Annotated in this window: 17 protein-coding genes and 2 pseudogenes; all 19 read right to left on the reverse strand. The window is 45.5% G+C overall.

The genetic code is table 11. The features are described 5' to 3' along the window. Positions 1-71: 71 nt before the first annotated feature. Positions 72-782 carry a Stp1/IreP family PP2C-type Ser/Thr phosphatase gene (locus tag JCM14374_RS05730; protein WP_054694645.1) on the reverse strand — a complete coding sequence of 237 codons (711 nt, stop codon included), beginning with the start codon at positions 780-782 and terminating at the stop codon, positions 72-74. 23 nt (positions 783-805) lie between these two features. Further along, positions 806-1,903: a dual-specificity RNA methyltransferase RlmN gene (gene rlmN, locus JCM14374_RS05735; RefSeq protein WP_242848848.1), complete on the reverse strand. Its 1,098-nt coding sequence runs from the start codon at positions 1,901-1,903 to the stop codon at positions 806-808. Then, positions 1,896-3,278 carry a 16S rRNA (cytosine(967)-C(5))-methyltransferase RsmB gene (rsmB, locus tag JCM14374_RS05740; RefSeq protein WP_157048983.1) on the reverse strand — a complete coding sequence of 461 codons (1,383 nt, stop codon included), beginning with the start codon at positions 3,276-3,278 and terminating at the stop codon, positions 1,896-1,898. Before rsmB ends, rlmN begins: the two co-directional genes overlap by 8 nt. Before the next feature lie 17 nt (positions 3,279-3,295). Next, a complete protein-coding gene (locus JCM14374_RS05745; protein ID WP_054694652.1) occupies positions 3,296-3,973 on the reverse strand; it encodes a zinc metallopeptidase in 678 nt (225 codons plus the stop codon). 4 nt (positions 3,974-3,977) lie between these two features. Then, entirely contained in the window at positions 3,978-4,730 is a 753-nt protein-coding gene (locus JCM14374_RS05750) for a DUF116 domain-containing protein (protein ID WP_054694655.1), read from the reverse strand. Positions 4,731-4,746: 16 nt separating this feature from the next. Then, positions 4,747-5,673, reverse strand: a complete 927-nt coding sequence (fmt, locus tag JCM14374_RS05755) for a methionyl-tRNA formyltransferase (RefSeq protein ID WP_054694658.1) — start codon at positions 5,671-5,673, stop codon at positions 4,747-4,749. Between the two features lie 19 nt (positions 5,674-5,692). Then, entirely contained in the window at positions 5,693-6,148 is a 456-nt protein-coding gene (def, locus tag JCM14374_RS05760; protein WP_054694661.1) for a peptide deformylase, read from the reverse strand. Between the two features lie 152 nt (positions 6,149-6,300). Then, positions 6,301-8,544, reverse strand: a complete 2,244-nt coding sequence (priA, locus tag JCM14374_RS05765; RefSeq protein ID WP_054694664.1) for a replication restart helicase PriA — start codon at positions 8,542-8,544, stop codon at positions 6,301-6,303. A 178-nt stretch (positions 8,545-8,722) separates the two neighbouring features. Then, positions 8,723-9,912: pseudogene (metK, locus tag JCM14374_RS05770) on the reverse strand (methionine adenosyltransferase). A gap of 21 nt (positions 9,913-9,933) precedes the next feature. Further along, entirely contained in the window at positions 9,934-11,139 is a 1,206-nt protein-coding gene (gene coaBC / locus JCM14374_RS05775) for a bifunctional phosphopantothenoylcysteine decarboxylase/phosphopantothenate--cysteine ligase CoaBC (protein WP_054694667.1), read from the reverse strand. After that, a complete protein-coding gene (gene rpoZ, locus JCM14374_RS05780; protein ID WP_054694670.1) occupies positions 11,136-11,354 on the reverse strand; it encodes a DNA-directed RNA polymerase subunit omega in 219 nt (72 codons plus the stop codon). Before rpoZ ends, coaBC begins: the two co-directional genes overlap by 4 nt. Then, positions 11,355-11,951 (reverse strand): guanylate kinase, encoded by a 597-nt coding sequence (gene gmk, locus JCM14374_RS05785; protein WP_054694673.1) that lies wholly within the window; start codon positions 11,949-11,951, stop codon positions 11,355-11,357. Positions 11,952-11,968: 17 nt separating this feature from the next. Further along, the gene (gene remA / locus JCM14374_RS05790) at positions 11,969-12,229 is read right to left on the reverse strand and encodes an extracellular matrix/biofilm regulator RemA (protein WP_054694675.1); all 261 of its coding nucleotides are present in this window, start codon (positions 12,227-12,229) and stop codon (positions 11,969-11,971) included. A gap of 32 nt (positions 12,230-12,261) precedes the next feature. Further along, positions 12,262-13,137, reverse strand: coding sequence for a YicC/YloC family endoribonuclease (locus JCM14374_RS05795; protein ID WP_054694678.1), 876 nt, complete (start codon positions 13,135-13,137; stop codon positions 12,262-12,264). 1 nt (position 13,138) lies between these two features. Next, positions 13,139-14,311 (reverse strand): LL-diaminopimelate aminotransferase, encoded by a 1,173-nt coding sequence (locus JCM14374_RS05800; RefSeq protein WP_054694886.1) that lies wholly within the window; start codon positions 14,309-14,311, stop codon positions 13,139-13,141. 112 nt (positions 14,312-14,423) lie between these two features. Next, on the reverse strand, positions 14,424-14,786 hold the full coding sequence (gene dapF, locus JCM14374_RS15695; protein WP_369397311.1) for a diaminopimelate epimerase: 363 nt from the start codon (positions 14,784-14,786) through the stop codon (positions 14,424-14,426). A gap of 71 nt (positions 14,787-14,857) precedes the next feature. Beyond that, positions 14,858-15,256, reverse strand: a complete 399-nt coding sequence (dapF, locus tag JCM14374_RS15700) for a diaminopimelate epimerase (RefSeq protein ID WP_369397312.1) — start codon at positions 15,254-15,256, stop codon at positions 14,858-14,860. Positions 15,257-15,287: 31 nt separating this feature from the next. Next, positions 15,288-17,958, reverse strand: a pseudogene (locus JCM14374_RS15950) (calcium-translocating P-type ATPase, SERCA-type). Positions 17,959-18,141: 183 nt separating this feature from the next. Continuing rightward, the gene (gene phaC, locus JCM14374_RS05815; protein WP_083453893.1) at positions 18,142-19,233 is read right to left on the reverse strand and encodes a class III poly(R)-hydroxyalkanoic acid synthase subunit PhaC; all 1,092 of its coding nucleotides are present in this window, start codon (positions 19,231-19,233) and stop codon (positions 18,142-18,144) included. Between the last annotated feature and the right edge of the window lies 1 nt (position 19,234).

Consider the following 19,234-nt stretch of genomic DNA (forward strand, 5'->3'; position numbering starts at 1 on the left):
TTCGCCTATCAATTCCAGCAGTTCGTAACGGTCGCCCAGCACCTGGATATCCAAAAACAAATACCTCCTAATTATATCCTGATGAGTATGATACTTATATTGTCAAATCCTCCTCTGGCCAGAGCCTGTTTGAGCAACTCCTGAACGGCTTTCTCCAAATCCTGGCCATGAGTAATCACAATGTCCTTTATTTCATCATCCCATACGATATCACTCAAGCCATCGCTGCATAATAATATGATGTCGCCGGTTTTAATTTCTACCTCAAAATTATCAATATTTACACTGTGCTGAACCCCCAGGGCTCTAGTCAGAATATGATTGTACCCGCTTTTTCTCACATCCTCGCTTCGAAGCAAACCGTCCTTAACCATTTCCTGAGCCAGGGTATGGTCCCTGGTTATTTTTCTTATTTCCTGGTTGCTTATAATATACAAAGCACTGTCGCCAACATTGGCCACAGTGAGATGATTATCCCATATTACTGCCGCAGTCAAAGTGGTACCCATTTCAGACCATTCAGGATTTTCGCGGCCTTGTTCCCAGATCATACGGTTGGCCTTTTCGATGGCGAGGTTTAGTTTTCGAGCTATTTCTGGGCCTGGTAATTTGTGCAAATCATCGTCAATAGACTTTACTGCCATACTGGAAGCCACTTCACCGGCCTTGTGTCCTCCCATGCCATCACAGACTATAAACAGTCCCTGCTCGATACGCACAAGCAGACTGTCTTCATTATCAGATCGCACCAGTCCTATATCAGAAATAGCTGCTGCTTCCATCCCTACACCTCGTCTGCCAGGTTCTAGTACTTGGTTAAATTCCCGTTTTTAAACTCGGCCCGTAATTGCCCGCAAGCTGCTTCGATATCAGTTCCATGCTCTTCCCTTAAGGTAGCATTCAGACCCTCATTAAGCAGCCATTGGTGAAACTGTATAGCCGAATCCCGGGATGGCTTCCTGTAAGGAAGTCCTTCAACTTCATTATAGGGAATCAGGTTTATATTGGCTAGTAGTGGTTTAAGTAAATAGGCCAGCTTTTGTGCATCTTCGTGACGATTATTAACCCCATCCAACAACACATATTCAAAGGTCACCCGGCGTCCGGTTTCCAAAATAAAGTAATTTGCTGCTTGCAAAAGGCTTTTTAAGGGATACTTGCGGTTTAAGGGCACCAATTGATCTCTGAGTTCGTCACTGGTAGCATGCAGTGATATAGCCAGGGTTACTTGAAGTTTTTCCCGGGCCAATCTTTCAATGCCTTTAACCTCTCCGGCAGTGGAAATGGTTATATTCCTTTGCCCAATATTTATGCCGCGGTGGTCATTTATACGATGTATGGAGCTTATAACCGCTTCATAATTAAGCAAAGGTTCTCCCATTCCCATATATACGATATGATTGACCAAATTATCGGGACCGTTTTTAATCTTTTTGGATAACTCACGCCGGGAACTCAAAACTTCTCCGACAATTTCGTAATCTTTCAGGCTGCGCTGGTATCCGGAACGGCCTGTAGCGCAGAAGGCACAGTTGACAGGACACCCTACCTGGGTGGAAAGGCACAAGGTGAAACGGCTGTCCTTTTCGTAGCTCTGGGGAATTAGGACTGTTTCAACCCTTTTCTTGTCCTCAAACTCCATAAGAAATTTGCGGGTTCCATCACGGGAAACCCTTTGTTTTAAAACTCTGGGGATTGATACCACTGCAGTGCCATCTAATCTCTGCCTTAATTCCCGGGGCAGGTCGCTCATTTCGTAGAATGAAGCGGTATTTTTTTCATAAATCCACTTGTGTATTTGCCGCCCCCTGAAACCAGCCTGTCCGATCGAAACCAGATAATTCTCCAGCGCAGACATATCCATTCCCAGCAGTTCAGTTTTGACATTATCCGGATCAGGCAAGACTTGTCCTCCTTAATAAAGCATAGAACATACCATCGGTATCATATTTACCTGGCAATAAGGTTAGCATCCCCTGGCGAGCCCTGGCGCGGTCGGTGCTGTCCAGGGGAAAGAAGTCGATGTTATCAGCAAATCCCTGCAGCTTGTAATTATTATTTTGCAGGAATTCTCCAACTACCTTTTCATTTTCGCCCGGATTAATCGTACAGGTTGCATATAATAACAATCCATCGGTCTTTAAGAATTTTCCGGCCTGGCTTAACAATCGCAATTGCAGCTCTTGTAATTCCCTCAAATCTTCAGGATATTTTCGCCATCTCGAATCAGCCCGCCGGTTTAATACTCCCAGCCCAGAACAAGGCGCATCTAATAGAATCCGGTCTGCCTGGTCATTAAGCGTCAGCTGACATATGTCAGCAGCTCTCGCTTCTACTATAGATACCCGCAATCGCTGACAATTTCCCTGCAGAACATTTATCTTATGCGGATGCAAATCATAAGCCCTAATGACTCCCCGGTTTTGCATCAACTCGGCCATATGACTGGATTTTCCCCCTACCCCGCAGCAAAAATCATATACCGTTTCTCCGCTCTCGGGAGACAGAATGCTTGCGGCCAGCATGGAAGCTTCGTTTTGCACATAAAAGGCCCCCTGCCTGTATGCTTCCAAATTGCTGATTGGTTTTAATGATTCTGTAATGCGTATTGCCTGAGGATAGAGACTTGATTTAAAGCATTGCACCTCATCCGCTTGCAGTTTAGCCAGCAATTGCTGTGCATCACAAAGCATGGTGTTGGCCCTTAGCACCAGCGGTGGAGCCTGATTATTATACTCCAACATCCGCTTGGTTTCCGCAACTCCATAGACCTCAAAAAAAAGTTTAACCATCCATTCGGGATGAGAGTAGTAAACAGCCATAAATTCAGGTGTATCTTTTTCAGGAAAAACTATATTATCACGCTGCCGTAAAAGATTTCTCAAAACACCGTTGGTAACCTTGCTTAACTTATCATTAATCTTCAAACGGCTCATATTTACAGCATCATTTACGCAGGCAAAGACCGGAATGCGGTCCATAAACAACAACTGATAGGCTGATATACGTAAAATAGCCCGCAGCCAGGGATTCTGCCCTACAATTTTCTTCTGTAGAAATTGATTAAGCACCCAGTCCAGGTGCTTTATCATTCTAATAGTACCATTTACGATTTCGGTAAGCAGCCGTCGGTCAGGCAATGACAAATCAGTATTTCTCAGGGCTTTTTCCAGGGCCAGATTAGCGTATAAACCCTCTTCCATAATATCATGAACAATTTGCACCGCCAGAACTCGGGCCGGATTGACTGATTCTTTACTATTTATTGTCAAATTCACACCTTCGCCTAATGTATCTATTCGTCACTGCTGCTGCCTACAAACATTAGGATGTAGTAAAGCAGGTTGGACAAAGCCGCCAGAACCGCAGCCAGATAAGTAAACGCCGCTGCCCCCAGAACCTTTTTTACCATGGGAACTTCCGAACTGGTTATCAAAGCGGCTTCTGACAACTGAGCTACAGCACGCCTTGAGGCATTTAATTCCACCGGTAAAGTCACCAGGTGAAAAAGCACCACGGCTGAAAACAGAATAATGCCAACTAAAAGCAAATTGGCACTTTGTATAATCATACCCAGAAAAAGAATAAAATAAGAGGCACTAGACGCAAAATTCGTAATAGGAACGATAGCATGACGCAATTCCAAAGGACCATATTTTTGCTGATGTTGAATTGCGTGGCCTGCCTCGTGGGCGGCTACCCCAATAGCGGCAATGGAATTGCTGCCATAAACGCTCTCAGACAACCGTACTGTACGCGCGGTTGGATCATAATGATCCGAGAGGTTTCCCGCCACTGCCTCCAAACCTATTCCGCCCAAACCGTTGCGGGCCAAAATGGTGCGGGCTGCTTCGGCTCCGGTAATACCCCGGGAAGAACGCACCTCGGAATAGCGTTTGAAGGTGGAACTGACCTTAAACTGCGCATAAATACTGATTATCAATGCCGGTAATATGAACATCAAATAATACATTATATCATCCTCCCTTACATATACTCTTCAGAGCACTTTCGACTTCTTCCAGATTAACTCCCGTATCAACACAAGGTCCGTGGGGTCTGCAATTTAATACGCCTATTACCGGAAGAACTGTCATATCTTGAATCCCTAATGATAAATCCCTTTCACAAGCTACCGCTATCACAGCGGAGGGCTTGCGTTCAGTTATATATTTACGAGCCAGGGTTCCTCCGGTAGCCACTTTCAGTACCGCATGGTAATTATCTGCCAGTTTTTTTAGGTCGCCTACGCTGCATTTACCGCAGGCCTTGCAGTTTTTAACATCAACCGTTATTTTATGAGGACATTCCGAATTCTGCAGGCAGTGCGGCAGCAGTATCATAATCTGCTCGCCTCTAAGCCATAAACGGCGGCTTTTAACCAGGTAATTGTTGACCGCAATATAAGAACGCAGAATTTTTTCTTTGTTAATCCCCACAACCCCCCCTACCAGCAAAGCTAGGGGAAACAGCATTTCGTGAACCCGCTGGGCCAGGGATTCCAAAGAAGGTATGGTGCGCGAACGCAGAATCATAATAACCAGAGCCATGAGACCTATTCCCAGCATTAAAAAGATGACCAGAACTACAGCGGCTAGAATAATTATTATAATATGATTCACTAAAAGGCTGCGTTTGGTAATAAGATACCATATTAGAACCAGCAGCAAAAACATTATTAAGAGACTGCTGGCCAGCAAGCCAACATAAAGACGTTTCTTCGTATCCACATTGAACCCTCCCGGGTTAATGGAAAGATGCTCCCTTTGGCAGGGGGAATCCCTGCAGGAATTCTTTTACTGCCATACGCCGTTTGCCTTCTCTTTGCAATTCCAGTATTTCAAGTATGCCATTGCCCGTTTTTACCCAAAAATCATGGTCATGAATCTCAAGGATTTCCCCGGGCTTACCTGCTAATTCCTGGTCTACTACCCGGCTGCGATAAATTTTTATTTTAGTATCCTTGATCTGGCGTAAGCGCGGAGCGGGAGACAAAGCCCTAATTAAATTATGCAAATTTGCTGCGGGCAGCTGCCAGTTAATTTTTTCATCTTCCCTGGTCAAGCGGTGAGCATATGTAGCTCTGGAGTTATCTTGTTGAATCCTTGGGGCTGTTCCATTCTGAAGTTTCTTTATAGCCTCCATTAAGAGAGCCGCCCCTTTGGACGCCATTATATTTTCTAGATTGCCGTGGTCGATTCCATCTTCGATAGGAATGACTGATTGCAAAATAATATCGCCGGTATCCAGCCCCTCATCCATGTACATGATAGTAATCCCGGTTTCTTTTTCTCCTGCCATCATGGCTCGCTGTATAGGAGCAGCCCCGCGATATGCGGGAAGCAAAGAACCATGCACATTAACACAACCATATGCGGGATATTTTAATAATTCTCCAGGAATTATCTGCCCGTAGGACACCACTGCAATTAAATCAGGCTTCAAGTCACATACTATATTAATCGCTTTCGGGTCCTTTATTCTCTCCGGCTGAAATACTGTAATGCCGTAATCCTCAGCCGCCTGTTTAACCGGAGTAGGTGTCATTTTGCCCCCGCGTCCCCTGGGGCGGTCGGGTTGAGTTACTACCATCGGAATACTAATATCAGCTTGTACTAACGCTTGAAGTGAAGGTACTGCGAAATTAGAGGTGCCCATGAAAATTATATTCACTTGCATCTCTCCGTTCTATCTATTTTTCCCGTCGGATATCAGTGGCTTTATCAATAAACAGAATCCCATCCAGATGGTCTATTTCATGCTGTAAAACCCGGGCAAGAAGATCCGAAGCCTCAATGGTTACTTCCTCGCCCTGGCGATTAAGCCCCACAACGGTTACTTCCAGAGCCCGTTTTACCATTCCCACCGTTCCCGGTATACTCAAGCATCCTTCCCGGGCTGATTTTTCACCTGCGGATTTAATTATTACCGGATTTATCAATTCAAGCAAATTATCCCCTGGATCAACCAGTATCATGCGTTTGGAAATACCTATCTGCGGGGCAGCCAGTCCTACCCCATCCTCTGCGTACAATGTATCGCGCATATTGTCCAGAGCCCGTAAAACACCAGCATTAATTTTGGTAACAGGTTGAGCCTTGGCCCGCAGGGTTTCATGGGGTAAAGTCAGAACCTTGTATACTGCCATTGTTATCCTCCTTCAAATAGTAGATACTGGATCAATATCTATTTCCAGTTTGACTCTCTTTCTCCTGGCATATGTGGTTAAGCGTCTGCCTATGCTGCTTAACAATAATATATTATCGCATTTTGCTATCATCTGGTATCGAAAACGGTCTTTTATCTGTATAAAGGGCAGGGCGCCGGACCTAGCAGGGTAAAAAGTTCTTCCCTGGCATCAACCATTTCATTGATTTCTAAAGATATCATATCAGCAACCTGACGGGCAAATTCTTCCTGTACAGCGGAGATAACAATCCGCAGTAAATGAGTAAAGGGAGGGTAATTCAAAATCCTCCTCATTTCTATTTCCTGAAGATAGAACTTCTCATAATCCTGTTCCGCCGCCAGCCTGATAAGCTTGTCATCGGGCTGATAGCTTTGAATTATTACTTCGCCTGCTTTATCGCCTCTCCCGGCTCTACCTGCCGCCTGCACCATCAGCTGAAAACAGCGTTCAGCCGCACGAAAATCAGGCAGATTCAACATATTGTCCATATCAACGATTCCTACCAGAGATACATTGGGAAAGTCCAAACCGCGGGCCACCATTTGGGTGCCTACCAGAATATCTATTTGCTTTTTTTTCATCATGCTCAGAATTCCAGCCTGGCTGCCCTTTTGACGGCTCCTGTCTAAATCAAGCCGTTCTATTCTCGCCTGCGGGAATAAGCCTTGCAGTTCGAACTCAATCTTCTGAGTTCCGGTTCCCACTTGTTGAAGGTGTTTGCTTCCGCAGGCCGAGCAGCTCACCGGTACTCGGGCCTGGTGGTTGCAATAGTGGCATATATACATTTCCTGATCACGATGATAACTTAAGGCGATAGTACAATGCGGGCAGGAAGGAATATGCCCGCATTCGAGGCATATAGTCAACGGAGCAAAACCTCGCCGGTTCTGAAAAATAATAGCTTGTTCGTTTCGTTCCAGAATCGCTGATAACTTTTCCCGCAATAAAGGTGAAATAATGCTCCCGGTATTACTGCGGCTGGTTTTCATATCAGCGATATGAACTGTGGGCATTGATGCTGATCCTACCCGTTCAGGCAAACGCAACAACCTGATATCACCGGCACAAGCACGGTAGAAGCTCTCCACAGCCGGTGTGGCGCTTCCCAGGAGAAAGATGGCCTCTTCCATTTTCGCGCGTTGCCGGGCAACATCGCGGGTATGGTAACGCGGCTGTTCCTGTTGTTTGAATGTATTCTCCTGTTCTTCATCCATAATAATGAGCCCAATGTTATGCAAGGGGGCAAACACGGCCGAGCGTGCGCCCAATACCAACCGAGCTTCTCCATCATTTATACGCTTCCATGATCGGTAGCGTTCTCCGTCAGCCATACGGCTGTGTAAAACCTCAAGGTTTTTAATGCGGGTCGAAAAAATCTCCAGGAGATGACGAGTGAGGGCAATTTCCGGTATAAGCACCAGGACATCCCGCCCGCTGTTAAGCACTTTTTCCGCCAAACGAATATATATTTCCGTTTTACCGCTGCCAGTGACTCCGTAAAGAAGAAATTCTGCAAACCCGCCCATCTGCACAGCCTGATCGAGTCTTGCCAGCACTTCAGCTTGGTCCGGGCTTAATATATGGCCGTGCAGCAAGTTGGCCCGGTCACGGGGCACCATTTCAATGAAACCTTTGTCAATTAATGATCGCAGGCTTTGTACCGGGATCATCTTCTCCATGGTTTTCTTCTCAATACTGCCGGCCCGCAGCAGTAACTGCACAGCCTCAGCCTGGCGGGGAGCCTTCCTTATTAGACCAGGCAGGTCTATTTCGGGATCAAAGTCTTTAAGCACAAAATCAAATTCTTCAGCGGGTATTCTGGCCGCAGGTTCCTGTCCGCTTATGTGAATAAGTCCCATCTCTTGCCAAAGATTTAAATCATTCTGACCTGCTCTGCTAACTGCTTCACGGTAAGACAATTCGCCCCTTTCCCATAATTCATTCATAAACTCCATGAGATTCTGCTGGTTTTCTTCTATCCCTTCGATTTCATCCAGTGATAATAAGGGCAATACGATTTTCCGTCCTGCTGGTTTGGGTTTGCGCGGTAAAACCAGAGCGAGGGCTGTAGATAAGGAACAGGCATAATACTCGGATATCCATTGTGCCAGGATGTAGAGTTTATAATCCAGTAATGGTTCCGGGCTTAGAATCTTTACAAGCGGGCGTGTGGGTTTAAGCGGCACGGGAGCATCCTCATTAACTATTATGCCTTCATGTTTTTTTTTGCCCAATTCTACCAACACCCGCTGGCCAAACCTGATATCATTTTCCATATTAACAGGTACATGATAAGTGAAAACTGGTATTCCCGATTTTATGGGCAGGTTTATTATCACTTCTGCGCAGCGCATAGACCTTCCCCCAATGAGTAATCGAAATTCATAGAGGCGGGTCCTCCCGCCTCACAAAACTATAATTATCCAAATAATTTTTCGGAACAACTCAACACAGATACACACAGAGATTTCTCACAAATTTACATAGATGATTTATCAGTGCTAATCTGTGTTCATCTGTGGCTAATATACTCTATAACCCGGCTTGCTGCCTTATAGAATCGGCTTTATCAGTTCTCTCCCAGGTGAAATCCTCATCCGATCTTCCAAAATGGCCGTAAGCCGCTGTCTTCCTAAATATAGGTCTGCGTAAATTGAGGTCGCGAATAATCGCTGCCGGACGGAGATCGAAATTGTTTTTTACCAGCTCCACTATCTTTTCATCTGATATTCTGCCGGTTCCGAAGCTTTCTACCCTGATCGACAGGGGATAAGCCACGCCGATAGCATAAGCCAGTTGGATTTCCAGGCGGTCAGCCACCCCGGCCGCAACCAGGTTTTTAGCCACATACCGGGCAGCGTAACAGGCCGAACGGTCAACCTTGGTGGGGTCTTTGCCGGAAAAGGCGCCGCCGCCGTGACGTGCCATACCGCCATAAGTATCCACAATAATCTTGCGTCCGGTCAGACCGCAGTCACCCTGAGGCCCCCCAATGACAAAACGTCCGGTGGGATTTATATAGTATCTGGTTTTATCATCCAGCATACCTTCTGGAACAGTAGGCCTGACAACATGTTCTATTACATCTCTTTCTATATCCTTCATTGCCACATCAGGATGGTGCTGAGTGGAAACTACTACTGCATCGATCCTAACCGGCTTATTGTCGATGTACTCCACCGTTATCTGAGTCTTACCATCGGGACGAAGATAAGGAAGAACACCAGTCTTACGTACTTCAGTCAGCCGCATGGCCATCTTTGATGCTAAGTAAATAGGCGTGGGCATAAAACTTTCCGTTTCATTGCTGGCATATCCAAACATCATGCCTGATCACCGGCTCCGATAGCGTCCAGTTCGCTATCAGACATCTCACCCTTCTTAGCTTCCCAGGCCTTATTTACACCCATAGCGATATCGCCGGATTGTTCATCCAGAGAAGTGATAACTGCACAGGTCTCACAGTCAAACCCATATTTGGCGCGTGTATAACCTATATCCCTGATGGTACTCCTCACTAATCTGGGAATATCCACATAACATTCGGTGGTGATTTCGCCTGAAACCACGACTAGTCCGGTAGTAACCAGCGTTTCTGCAGCTACCCTTCCCATCGGATCCTGCGCCATGATAGCATCAAGGATAGCATCTGAAATCTGATCAGCCATTTTGTCAGGATGTCCTTCGGTTACAGATTCGGACGTAAAGAAATTCCTCGACATCTTCTCCATCTCCTTATTTTTTTAATTGTTAAGCAAGGATACCACCTTATCGATAATAGCCCTTGCTACCTCCTGCTTGCTCATTTTGGGCAATGAAACCACTTCACCGTCAAGCGATATAAGGGTAACTATATTGGTATCACAGGCAAAACCTGCCCCTTCCATAGTAACATCATTGGCTACCACGAAGTCCAGGTTTTTGCTTTTTAATTTCTTTTTCGCGTTATTTAGTACATCTTCGGTTTCAGCCGCAAAACCAACCATAATTTGACCCGTTTGTTTACTGGCTCCCAGGGTCTTTAGTATATCTGGCGTGCCAACCAGTTCTAAAACCAAACGTTGTGAACCATCATCAGTCTTCTTTATCTTCTGGTCCGCTGCCTGCGCTACTCTAAAATCACCCACAGCAGCAGCCCCAATTATAATATCACAATCAGCCTGGCGCTCCCGCATCACCTGACACATCTCCTCCGCGCCCCAAACCGGTATAAACTCCAGTCCAGGCGGAGGTTCAAGATGTGTCCGCCCACTGACCAGTATGACTTCAGCTCCCCGTTTCAGAGCCTCCTCAGCTATACAATATCCCATTTTTCCGGTGCCGCGATTGGCTATAAAACGCACCGGATCGATATCCTCACAGGTTGTTCCGGCATTAACCATCAATCTTTTACCCTGTAAATCCTGCGGAGGAGGGTTAAGCAAATTTATGATTTGTTCATAAATATCTTCTATTTCCGGCAAACGGCCTTGTCCGCTGACCCCGCAAGCCAAAAGACCGGTATCCGGATCCATAAAACGGTAACCGCGTGATATCAGCTTCTCTATATTCTCCTGTGTAACCGGGTTTAAATACATGTTGGTGTTCATAGATGGCACAACCAGTACAGGTGCGGTAGTAGCCAGAACTATTGTGGAAAGAAGATCGTCTGCCAGGCCATACGTCATTTTGGCGATAAAATCAGCGCTGGCCGGAGCGATAACCAGGAGATCCAGTTCTTCAGCCACTCCAATATGCTTAACTTTCCATTCATCATGTTGTTCCCACAAATCATGTAAAACTTCCCGGCCTGATAAGGTTCTGAATGTCAAAGGGGTAATAAACCTGGTGGCAGCCTCTGTCATAATTACAATAACTTCAATATCATTTTTCTTTAATTTACTGACCAGGTCGGCCATCTTATACGCAGCAATACCACCGGTAATTCCTATGCCAACTTTCTTGGTCATTCCTGTCCCCCCCTGGGCTTAGCACTCTGATCAACAATCCTTACTCTGCCATGCATGATATCTTCCAGGGCAGCAGTCACTACCGTAGATAACCGGTAATTCTCATCATTTCTTTTCTTTTCCGAGAGTACTCGGGCTCTTTTAGCCGCAGCCACTACTACAGCGTATTTGCTGTCTGCAACCTCCATTATATCTTTCGTTGAAGGAGGAATCATTTATTTATCACACCCCATATCCAGATTCCTAATACGGCAACGTTCCGCTTTTATAATACTTGATACCAGATTAACCGCCCGGTCCAACTGGTCATTAACCACCATATAATCATAATTTACTACCTGTTTCATTTCATCCTGGCAGGCTGCCAGACGTACATCTATACTCTCCCGGCTGTCCTTTCCCCGGGCCTGCAGGCGGGCTGCCAGAATCTCCACACTAGGAGGCGCAATAAAAATAAAAACACCCTCTGGAACTTTTTCTTTTACCTGCATAGCTCCTTGAATATCAATCTCAAGCAATACATCCTGGCCGGCAGCCAGGTTTTTCATTACAAAGTCCCGGGGGGTACCGTAAAAATTGCCGTAAACCTCGGCCCATTCCAAAAGCTGATGGTTATTAATCAATTCCTGAAAATCTTCAGCAGAGATGAAAAAATAATCTTTCCCATGTATTTCTCCCTTGCGGGCAGGCCTTGTAGTCGCAGAGATAGAAACCAGGATTTCTGACATAAAAGGCAGCATATTTTCAACTATGCTACCTTTGCCTACCCCCGAAGGACCGGAAATAACAAACAGGATTCCCTTTCTCTCCATCTCTACACCTTCCGGGATTAATCATCCTCTCCAGAATCTTTTGATACCAGACGGTTGGCTACTGTTTCGGGCTGAACTGCGGACAAGATGACATGCCCGCTGTCAACAATGATAACTGCCCGGGTTCTGCGGCCATAGGTCGCATCGATCAAAATGCCTCTTTCGCGGGCTTCCTGAATTATACGTTTGATAGGCGCCGATTCAGGACTTACAATAGCAACTATGCGGTTGCTGGCTACTATGTTGCCAAAACCTATGTTCACTAATTTAATGTCCATACTTTTTTCCGGTTTACCCGGCCACCTCCTGATTATTCGATATTCTGCAGTTGTTCACGTATTTTTTCTATTTCAGCCTTGGTTTCCACTACCAGACGATTCATCTCCAGATCATTTGCTTTAGAGCCGATGGTATTAATCTCTCTGAACATTTCCTGTACTAGAAAATCAGCTTTTCGGCCCACAGCATCTTCACTTTGCATTAATTCGTTTAGATGTTCAATATGGCTCTTTAAACGTACAATCTCTTCGGTAACATTTGAACGGTCGGCAAAAATAAGAATTTCCTGCAAAAGCCTCTGTTCGTCCATTTCTTCCGCCGGAATCCATTCGCTGATGCGTTTACGCAGTTTGTCCCCATATTCTTTGGTAACTTGCGGCGACCGTGTTTCCAAACTTTCCACCATGCCAAGAACCGTCTGGCTGCGCATGGCAATATCTCGGGCCAAATTCTGGCCTTCTTTAATTCTCATTGCTAGCAGATTTTCCATAGCAATATCCAAAGCTGATTTTATAAGCTCCCAAACCTCTTCGAGGTCTTCTTCCCGTTCCTGCAGACTGGATACTTCAGGAAGCCGAAATAGGTCAATAACCTTAATTTCCGCCGATAAGCTCAGATTATCTGCCAATTCCTTCAAATAGTTATAATAAGCTATTGCCAGTTCTTTGTCAACCTTGATATTACGCTGGGATTCACCGGTTTTTTCAATGTTTATGGATACCTCCAGGCGTCCCCGGGTTACATACTGCTTCATAGCCTCCTTGATTCTTTCCTCTAGAAGTCCGTAACGGCGGGGCATCCGGATAAAAGGATCAAAATACCTGTGGTTGACCCCTTTAATTTCACAAGTAATAAGATACCCTTTTTCATCGCTTTGGCCTCTTCCAAAACCGGTCATGCTTTTCATGCTAAAATTCTACCTTTCCTATAACCTTTTCAATGCGTTGGAAAGCCTCTTCTATCCTTGACTTGTCCACCGTAAGGGCAATGCGGAAATAACCTTCTCCGTGTTTACCATAGCCATTTCCGGGAGTAATAATTACCCCGGCCTTCTCCAAAATAAATTCCGCAAACGATGAGGATGTGTACCCTTTGGGAACCGGCACCCAAAAATAGAAACTGGCTTTGGGCGGCGTTATCTTCCACCCCAACCTGGTCAGCCAGGTCAAAGCCAAATCTCTGCGTTCCTGGTAAATGGCACGCATAACCTCAATGCTGTCTTGCGGTCCTTCCAGAGCTTCTATGCCTGCATACTGAATAGCCTGAAACACTCCTGAATCTATATTGGACTTGTATCGGCCCAGAACTTCTATGGCCTTTGCTTGTCCCGCTGCCCAACCTATTCTCCATCCTGTCATATTATAGGTTTTTGATAATGAATGGAATTCTATACCTACTTCTTTAGCACCGCGGGCTTCCAAAAAACTACAGGGGCGTAATCCGTCGTAGGCTATTTCCGAATAAGGAGCATCGGAACAAACCAGAAGATCATATGAACGTGCGAATTCTACAACTTTTTCATAAAATGATAGATCAGCAACCGCCCCGGTAGGATTATTGGGATAATTCATAAAAAAGATTTTGGCTTTTCTGGCTACTTCTTCGGGTATATCCTCCAGGACCGGCAAATATTTGTTCTTCTCCAGGAGAGGCATTATGTAAGGGTGACCCCCTGCCAGTGAAGTTCCGATTCCATAAACTGGGTAGCCGGGTTCGGGTACAAGATTTATATCGCCATGATCTAAATAAGCGGCAGATATATGTGCAATACCTTCTTTAGATCCTAACAAAGATACGATTTCCTTACGCGGGTCAAGTTCTACATTAAAACGGCAGCGGTACCAATTCGCAACCGCCTGGCGGAAGGCCAGCAGCCCGACAGAACTTGGGTACTGGTGATTAGCGGCATCATATATACTCTCGGCCATTTTATCAATTATATGCTTGGGGGTGGGCTGATCGGGATCGCCAATACCCAGGCTTATAATATCTATGCCTTTTTCCTTGGCTTCGGCAATTTTCTGTTCGATACGAGCAAAAAGATATGGGGGTAAGTTTTGCATAGCAGTGCTTTCTCTCATCATTAACACTCTCCTTCATAAATATGAAAATACCACATATTCACATAGATTTCTTGCTGTAGGATAAGGCTTTTGCAATGGGGAGATGATATCAAAATTAATTACTAAAGCTTTAGATATAAATGTTTCCCCGGAACACTTCAACCGCAGGTCCGGTCATATATACGTGATTGTCATCCTGATTCCAGGCTATCGATAGATCGCCACCCAGAAGGTGCACTACCGCCTCATTTGCGCTTTTGCGGTTCAAAACCGCAGCGACCAGGGCGGCACAAGCCCCGGTTCCGCAAGCCCGAGTAATACCAGCTCCTCTTTCCCAGACCCGCATAATCATCTCCCGGGAATTTATAACCTGTACAAATTCCACATTAGTGCGGGCCGGAAACAGTTCATGAATTTCCAATTCCGGTCCCCATTTTTCTACCGGAACCTGTTCAATATCGTCAACAAAAATTACACAGTGGGGGTTTCCCATCGATACCGCCGCGGCCTGGTATTTTTGTTCCCTGGTCTCAATATAAATACCCAGGCTGCTCCCCTCTCCCCTTACCGGATCAAAGAACGCTCCAATATAGGTTCACCCATATCCACTTTTACGGCTTGAACCTTTTCACCTTGCAGTATTATCTCAGGATAACGAGGACCAGCTTTAGTTCTCACCGACATGAAAGTTTTACTCGTCAAACCGTTTTCATAAGCATAACGGGCTGCGCAGCGGATACCATTTCCGCACATTTCGGGTTCCGAGCCGTCAGGGTTGAAAATGCGCATGAAAATATCCAGTTCTTCATCCCTTCCGGTCAGAATCAGACCGTCAGCACCTATGCCAAAATGGCGATCACACATTAAGACCGCGTTTTTCTGGCATTCAGCAGCATCGGTCCAGGAAGGCGCTTCAAGTATGATAAAATCATTTCCTGCTCCATGCATTTTAACAAAATTCATACTCTGCCTTGCCTTGCTGAAAACTGCCCGGCTAAGCATTTATTTTACCATATCTAAAGGAGGAAACAAAAATTCTTCGCCAAGTATACTGCATATATTTCCATAATAATTTAATTCCACTAACAGATATAATAAGCAGCCATTGCCAGAGGCCAAGATTCACTGTACCAAAAATATTTTGCATAACGGGAAGGTATACCACTGCCAGGTGCATCAAAGCTGAGCATACAACGGCTGCACTCAAGAATGGATTGCTGGTAAAACCCAATTCAAAGGGTGAATGTGTTTCAGAACGGCATTCAAATACATAAAACAACTGAGAGAACACCAGAGTACTAAGAGCCATAGTACGTGCGGTTTCCAGTCCCGATATTCCCTGCCAACGACTGTAGATCAGGCCAATGGTAAATACTGTCAGGGTAGCCAGGGCAATATACAATCCTCTTCCACACACAGTCCACCCCAAACCCCGAGCAAATATACCTTCACTTTTTAACCTGGGCTGGCGTTCCATAATACCCGGTTCTGGCGGTTCCACTCCCAGCGCCATGGCGGGGAGCCCGTCAGTAATGAGATTCACCCATAATATCTGAATCGGCATCAAAGGCATGGGCATGGCCAGCAAAGAAGCTAAAAACATTACCAGAACTTCGCCGATATTGCACCCTAAAAGGTAGCGTATAAACTTGCGTATATTATCGTATATGGCTCTGCTTCGTGGACGGCCATAACAATGGTGGAGAAATTGTCATCGGCTAAAACCATTGAGGCAGCTTCCCGGCTGACTTCAGTTCCGCTTATTCCCATGGCTACGCCTATGTCCGCGGCTTTTAAAGCCGGAGCATCATTTACCCCATCCCCAGTCATCGCCACGACCTGCCCTCTTTTGCGCAAAGCCTTTACAATACGATTTTTATGCTGGGGGGAAACCCTGGCAAAAACCCTTTCAGACAACGCCTTATCAGCCAATTCTTCATCATTCATTGCATCTATCTGGCTGCCGGCAATTACATTGCTCCGTCCGCCAATCCGATTTGCCTGGCAATAGCTCCAGCTGTTACCGGATGATCGCCAGTTATCATTATGGGTATAATCCGGGCTTTTCTGCACTGCCTTACAGCTTCTGCCACTCCCGGTCTGGGAGGGTCTAACAGTCCGATTATTCCACATAATACTAGTTCCTGTTCCATTTCCACCCCAATGGTGATACCTTTGTCAGCAGCGGGCAGAATCTTGAAGGCAAATCCCAAAACCCTCAGCCCATCTGCGGCCCATTCAGTTTGAATTTCCTGTATTTTTTTCCGATCGCTATTGTCTAAACGAGTTGTCTTATCTTCTTTTATAACCGCCGTACAGGATGAAATAAGTACTTCCAGAGCGCCTTTAACTAATAGAACCTGCTGACCTTCTTTTCGCACCAATACACTCATTTTCTTGCGTTCGGAGTCAAAGGGAATTTCACCTATACGTTCATAGGTTTGGCTTAATCCGTTATAGTGCGCCATCTCCAGTAAAGCAATTTCAGTGGGATCGCCGTTATAAACCCATTTTTGACCTTTTTTTTCACGCGCGGCATTATTACAGTTTAAAGCTATGTCCATTAACCAACGGGTGCCAGGTTTTTGCAGGGGATCACAATATTTGTTTCCGTGCACATTAAGCCAACGCTTATTTTTGGAATTAGTATCAAGCCGCAGCACCGCATCCATACTTGCCATTTTCACAACCGTCATTTTGTTCTGGGTAAGGGTACCGGTTTTGTCAGAACAAATAACTGTAGTACAGCCCAGTGTTTCCACCGCCGATAAGCGGCGAACGATCGCGTTTTTGTCAGCCATACGCTGTACACCCAGAGCCAGTACTACGGTCACTATAGCTGGCAGTCCTTCAGGAATAGCAGCTACTGCCAGACTGATGCCTGCCATTAACATGGTCATTATCGCTTCGCCGCGAAATATTCCCATCAAACTAACTACAATACATACCGCTATACAGATAATAATGAGATATTTTCCCAATTGATCAAGTTTTATCTGCATGGGTGTCATTTGCTGTGTTTCTTCCTGCACCATCCTGGCAATCTGCCCCATTACTGTATCCATACCTGTATTGACTACTACCCCGCTGCCCCTTCCCCTGGTGACAGAAGTACCCATAAACAACATATTGGCTTGTTCTGCCAGGGATGTTTCTCTATCGTAAAGTTGTTGTGCTTCCTTATAAACCGGTACAGATTCTCCGGTTAATAATGATTCATCACTTTCCAGCCCGGTAGTTTCCAAAAGCCTTATATCGGCTGGCACCCTATCTCCCGTTTCAAGAAAGACAATATCACCTGGCACCAGTTCACTGGCAGGCACGGATATTTTATGGCCTTGCCGCAATACCCTGGCCGAGGGGGCTGACAATTTCTTTATGGCTTCCAGGGAACGTTCCGCTCTATATTCCTGTATAAACCCTAATATGGCATTAATTATTACGATAGCCATTATGGTTACAGCATCAGCCATAGCCCCAATTAACCCGGATACAACTGTAGCTGCCAATAATACCAATACCATAGTATCGGTAAATTGATTTATCAAAATCTTAACCGGATTGGATCTGGTCATGGTTTGCAGCTGATTGCTGAATCTTTGCTGACGCTGTTTAACCTCTGCCTGATCTAGTCCGTAATCAACCCGGGTGGCAAGAAGGGCCAGGGTTTCTTCCCTGGTTTTCTGATACCAGTTGGTATTTGACAATTAAACACCCCCAGCCTTTTTGCCAAATGCTTATTCAAAAACAATCCTTAAAAGAACAGGAGACAGGCTGTAAAAACCTGTCTCCAAAATTGACGCGGATAATGCGGACTTTAATATAAACGCAGATTAATGCGTATTGTCTTATGATCTCTCTTTTAACCAGTTTCCTATGGCAGGATAAACCTCTTTTTTGGCCAGACTGCCAAAAACCAGTCCTCCATGACCGACAGGAAATTCTTTGAATTCTTTGTCTTTCGAACTTACCGCATCGAGTATTGCCCGAGCCTGCCCCGGCAATACTATGTGGTCCTGTTTGCCTGCCAGGGACAGAATATTGGCTTCAATACGCGCCAAGTCAACCCTATGACCTCGCAGCTGCAATTCTTTATTAATTAATTTATTCTCCACGTAGATGTCTTTAATCCACTGGCGATAGGCTTCACCGGGGAAATTCATGTTGTCATTTACCCATTTATTCAATACTTTCCAGGATTGCACCGGCACATCTTCATCAATCATTTTCCACAAACGGGTATAAGTCCCCCAGAAGTTATTGACGGGATTTAACATTTTCACCCCGTAATCAATAAAATTACTGGGAATAAGCTTAAAGGTATCAACAATTTTATCAGGGTCAAATTTGTCGCTGGCAAACCAGGCTGAAGAGGCGCCCGCATCACTGAAATCTACAGGTGCGGCAATAAACGTAATATTTTTAATGTGGGGAAAAGGAAACAGCGCTGCGTACATAGCAGCCATAGTTCCGCCCATACAGTAACCGATTATACTGAGTTCGTCACAACGCGAGAACTGGCATACCTTGCGTACGGCCATGGCAATATAATCCATGACCAGATCGGCAAATGACAGGTTGCGGTCTTCCCATTCAAATTCTCCCCATTCCAGCATGTATACATCTAGGCCCTGCTCTACCAGGTATTCCACCAGGCTCATTCCTGGTGTCAAATCCAGGATGTATGCTTTGTTGATTAAAGCATACAGTATTAAGACCGGGGTTTTGTAGCGCGGTCCATGCGGGGATACGTATCGGTATAAGCGGCTTTTATTTTTTCTCCATACCGTTTCTTTGGGTGTCATTCCGGTCTGAGGATCGGGGTCAAAGGTAAGAATCTCCGCCCATTTCCTGGTGTTTTCCAACATCCGGTCATAGCGTTCCTGTAATTTCTCACCCACTTCATCGGCAGAACCTGTAAAGAACATTTCTTTATTCATA

Source organism: Syntrophomonas palmitatica JCM 14374, from assembly GCF_001311885.1.
Lineage (GTDB): Bacteria > Bacillota > Syntrophomonadia > Syntrophomonadales > Syntrophomonadaceae > Syntrophomonas_A > Syntrophomonas_A palmitatica.

Excerpts from the sequence above, each read along its gene's own strand:
- JCM14374_RS05730 (WP_054694645.1), bottom strand. The coding sequence starts at position 782 with ATGGAAGCAGCAGCTATTTCTGATATAGGACTGGTGCGATCTGATAAT.
- JCM14374_RS05745 (WP_054694652.1), bottom strand. The coding sequence starts at position 3,973 with ATGTATTATTTGATGTTCATATTACCGGCATTGATAATCAGTATTTAT.
- def (WP_054694661.1), bottom strand. The coding sequence starts at position 6,148 with ATGGCAGTATACAAGGTTCTGACTTTACCCCATGAAACCCTGCGGGCC.
- priA (WP_054694664.1), bottom strand. The coding sequence starts at position 8,544 with ATGCGCTGCGCAGAAGTGATAATAAACCTGCCCATAAAATCGGGAATA.
- coaBC (WP_054694667.1), bottom strand. The coding sequence starts at position 11,139 with ATGACCAAGAAAGTTGGCATAGGAATTACCGGTGGTATTGCTGCGTAT.
- rpoZ (WP_054694670.1), bottom strand. The coding sequence starts at position 11,354 with ATGATTCCTCCTTCAACGAAAGATATAATGGAGGTTGCAGACAGCAAA.
- gmk (WP_054694673.1), bottom strand. The coding sequence starts at position 11,951 with ATGGAGAGAAAGGGAATCCTGTTTGTTATTTCCGGTCCTTCGGGGGTA.
- remA (WP_054694675.1), bottom strand. The coding sequence starts at position 12,229 with ATGGACATTAAATTAGTGAACATAGGTTTTGGCAACATAGTAGCCAGC.
- JCM14374_RS05795 (WP_054694678.1), bottom strand. The coding sequence starts at position 13,137 with ATGAAAAGCATGACCGGTTTTGGAAGAGGCCAAAGCGATGAAAAAGGG.
- JCM14374_RS05800 (WP_054694886.1), bottom strand. The coding sequence starts at position 14,311 with ATGAGAGAAAGCACTGCTATGCAAAACTTACCCCCATATCTTTTTGCT.
- dapF (WP_369397311.1), bottom strand. The coding sequence starts at position 14,786 with ATGGGAAACCCCCACTGTGTAATTTTTGTTGACGATATTGAACAGGTT.
- dapF (WP_369397312.1), bottom strand. The coding sequence starts at position 15,256 with ATGAATTTTGTTAAAATGCATGGAGCAGGAAATGATTTTATCATACTT.
- phaC (WP_083453893.1), bottom strand. The coding sequence starts at position 19,233 with ATGAATAAAGAAATGTTCTTTACAGGTTCTGCCGATGAAGTGGGTGAG.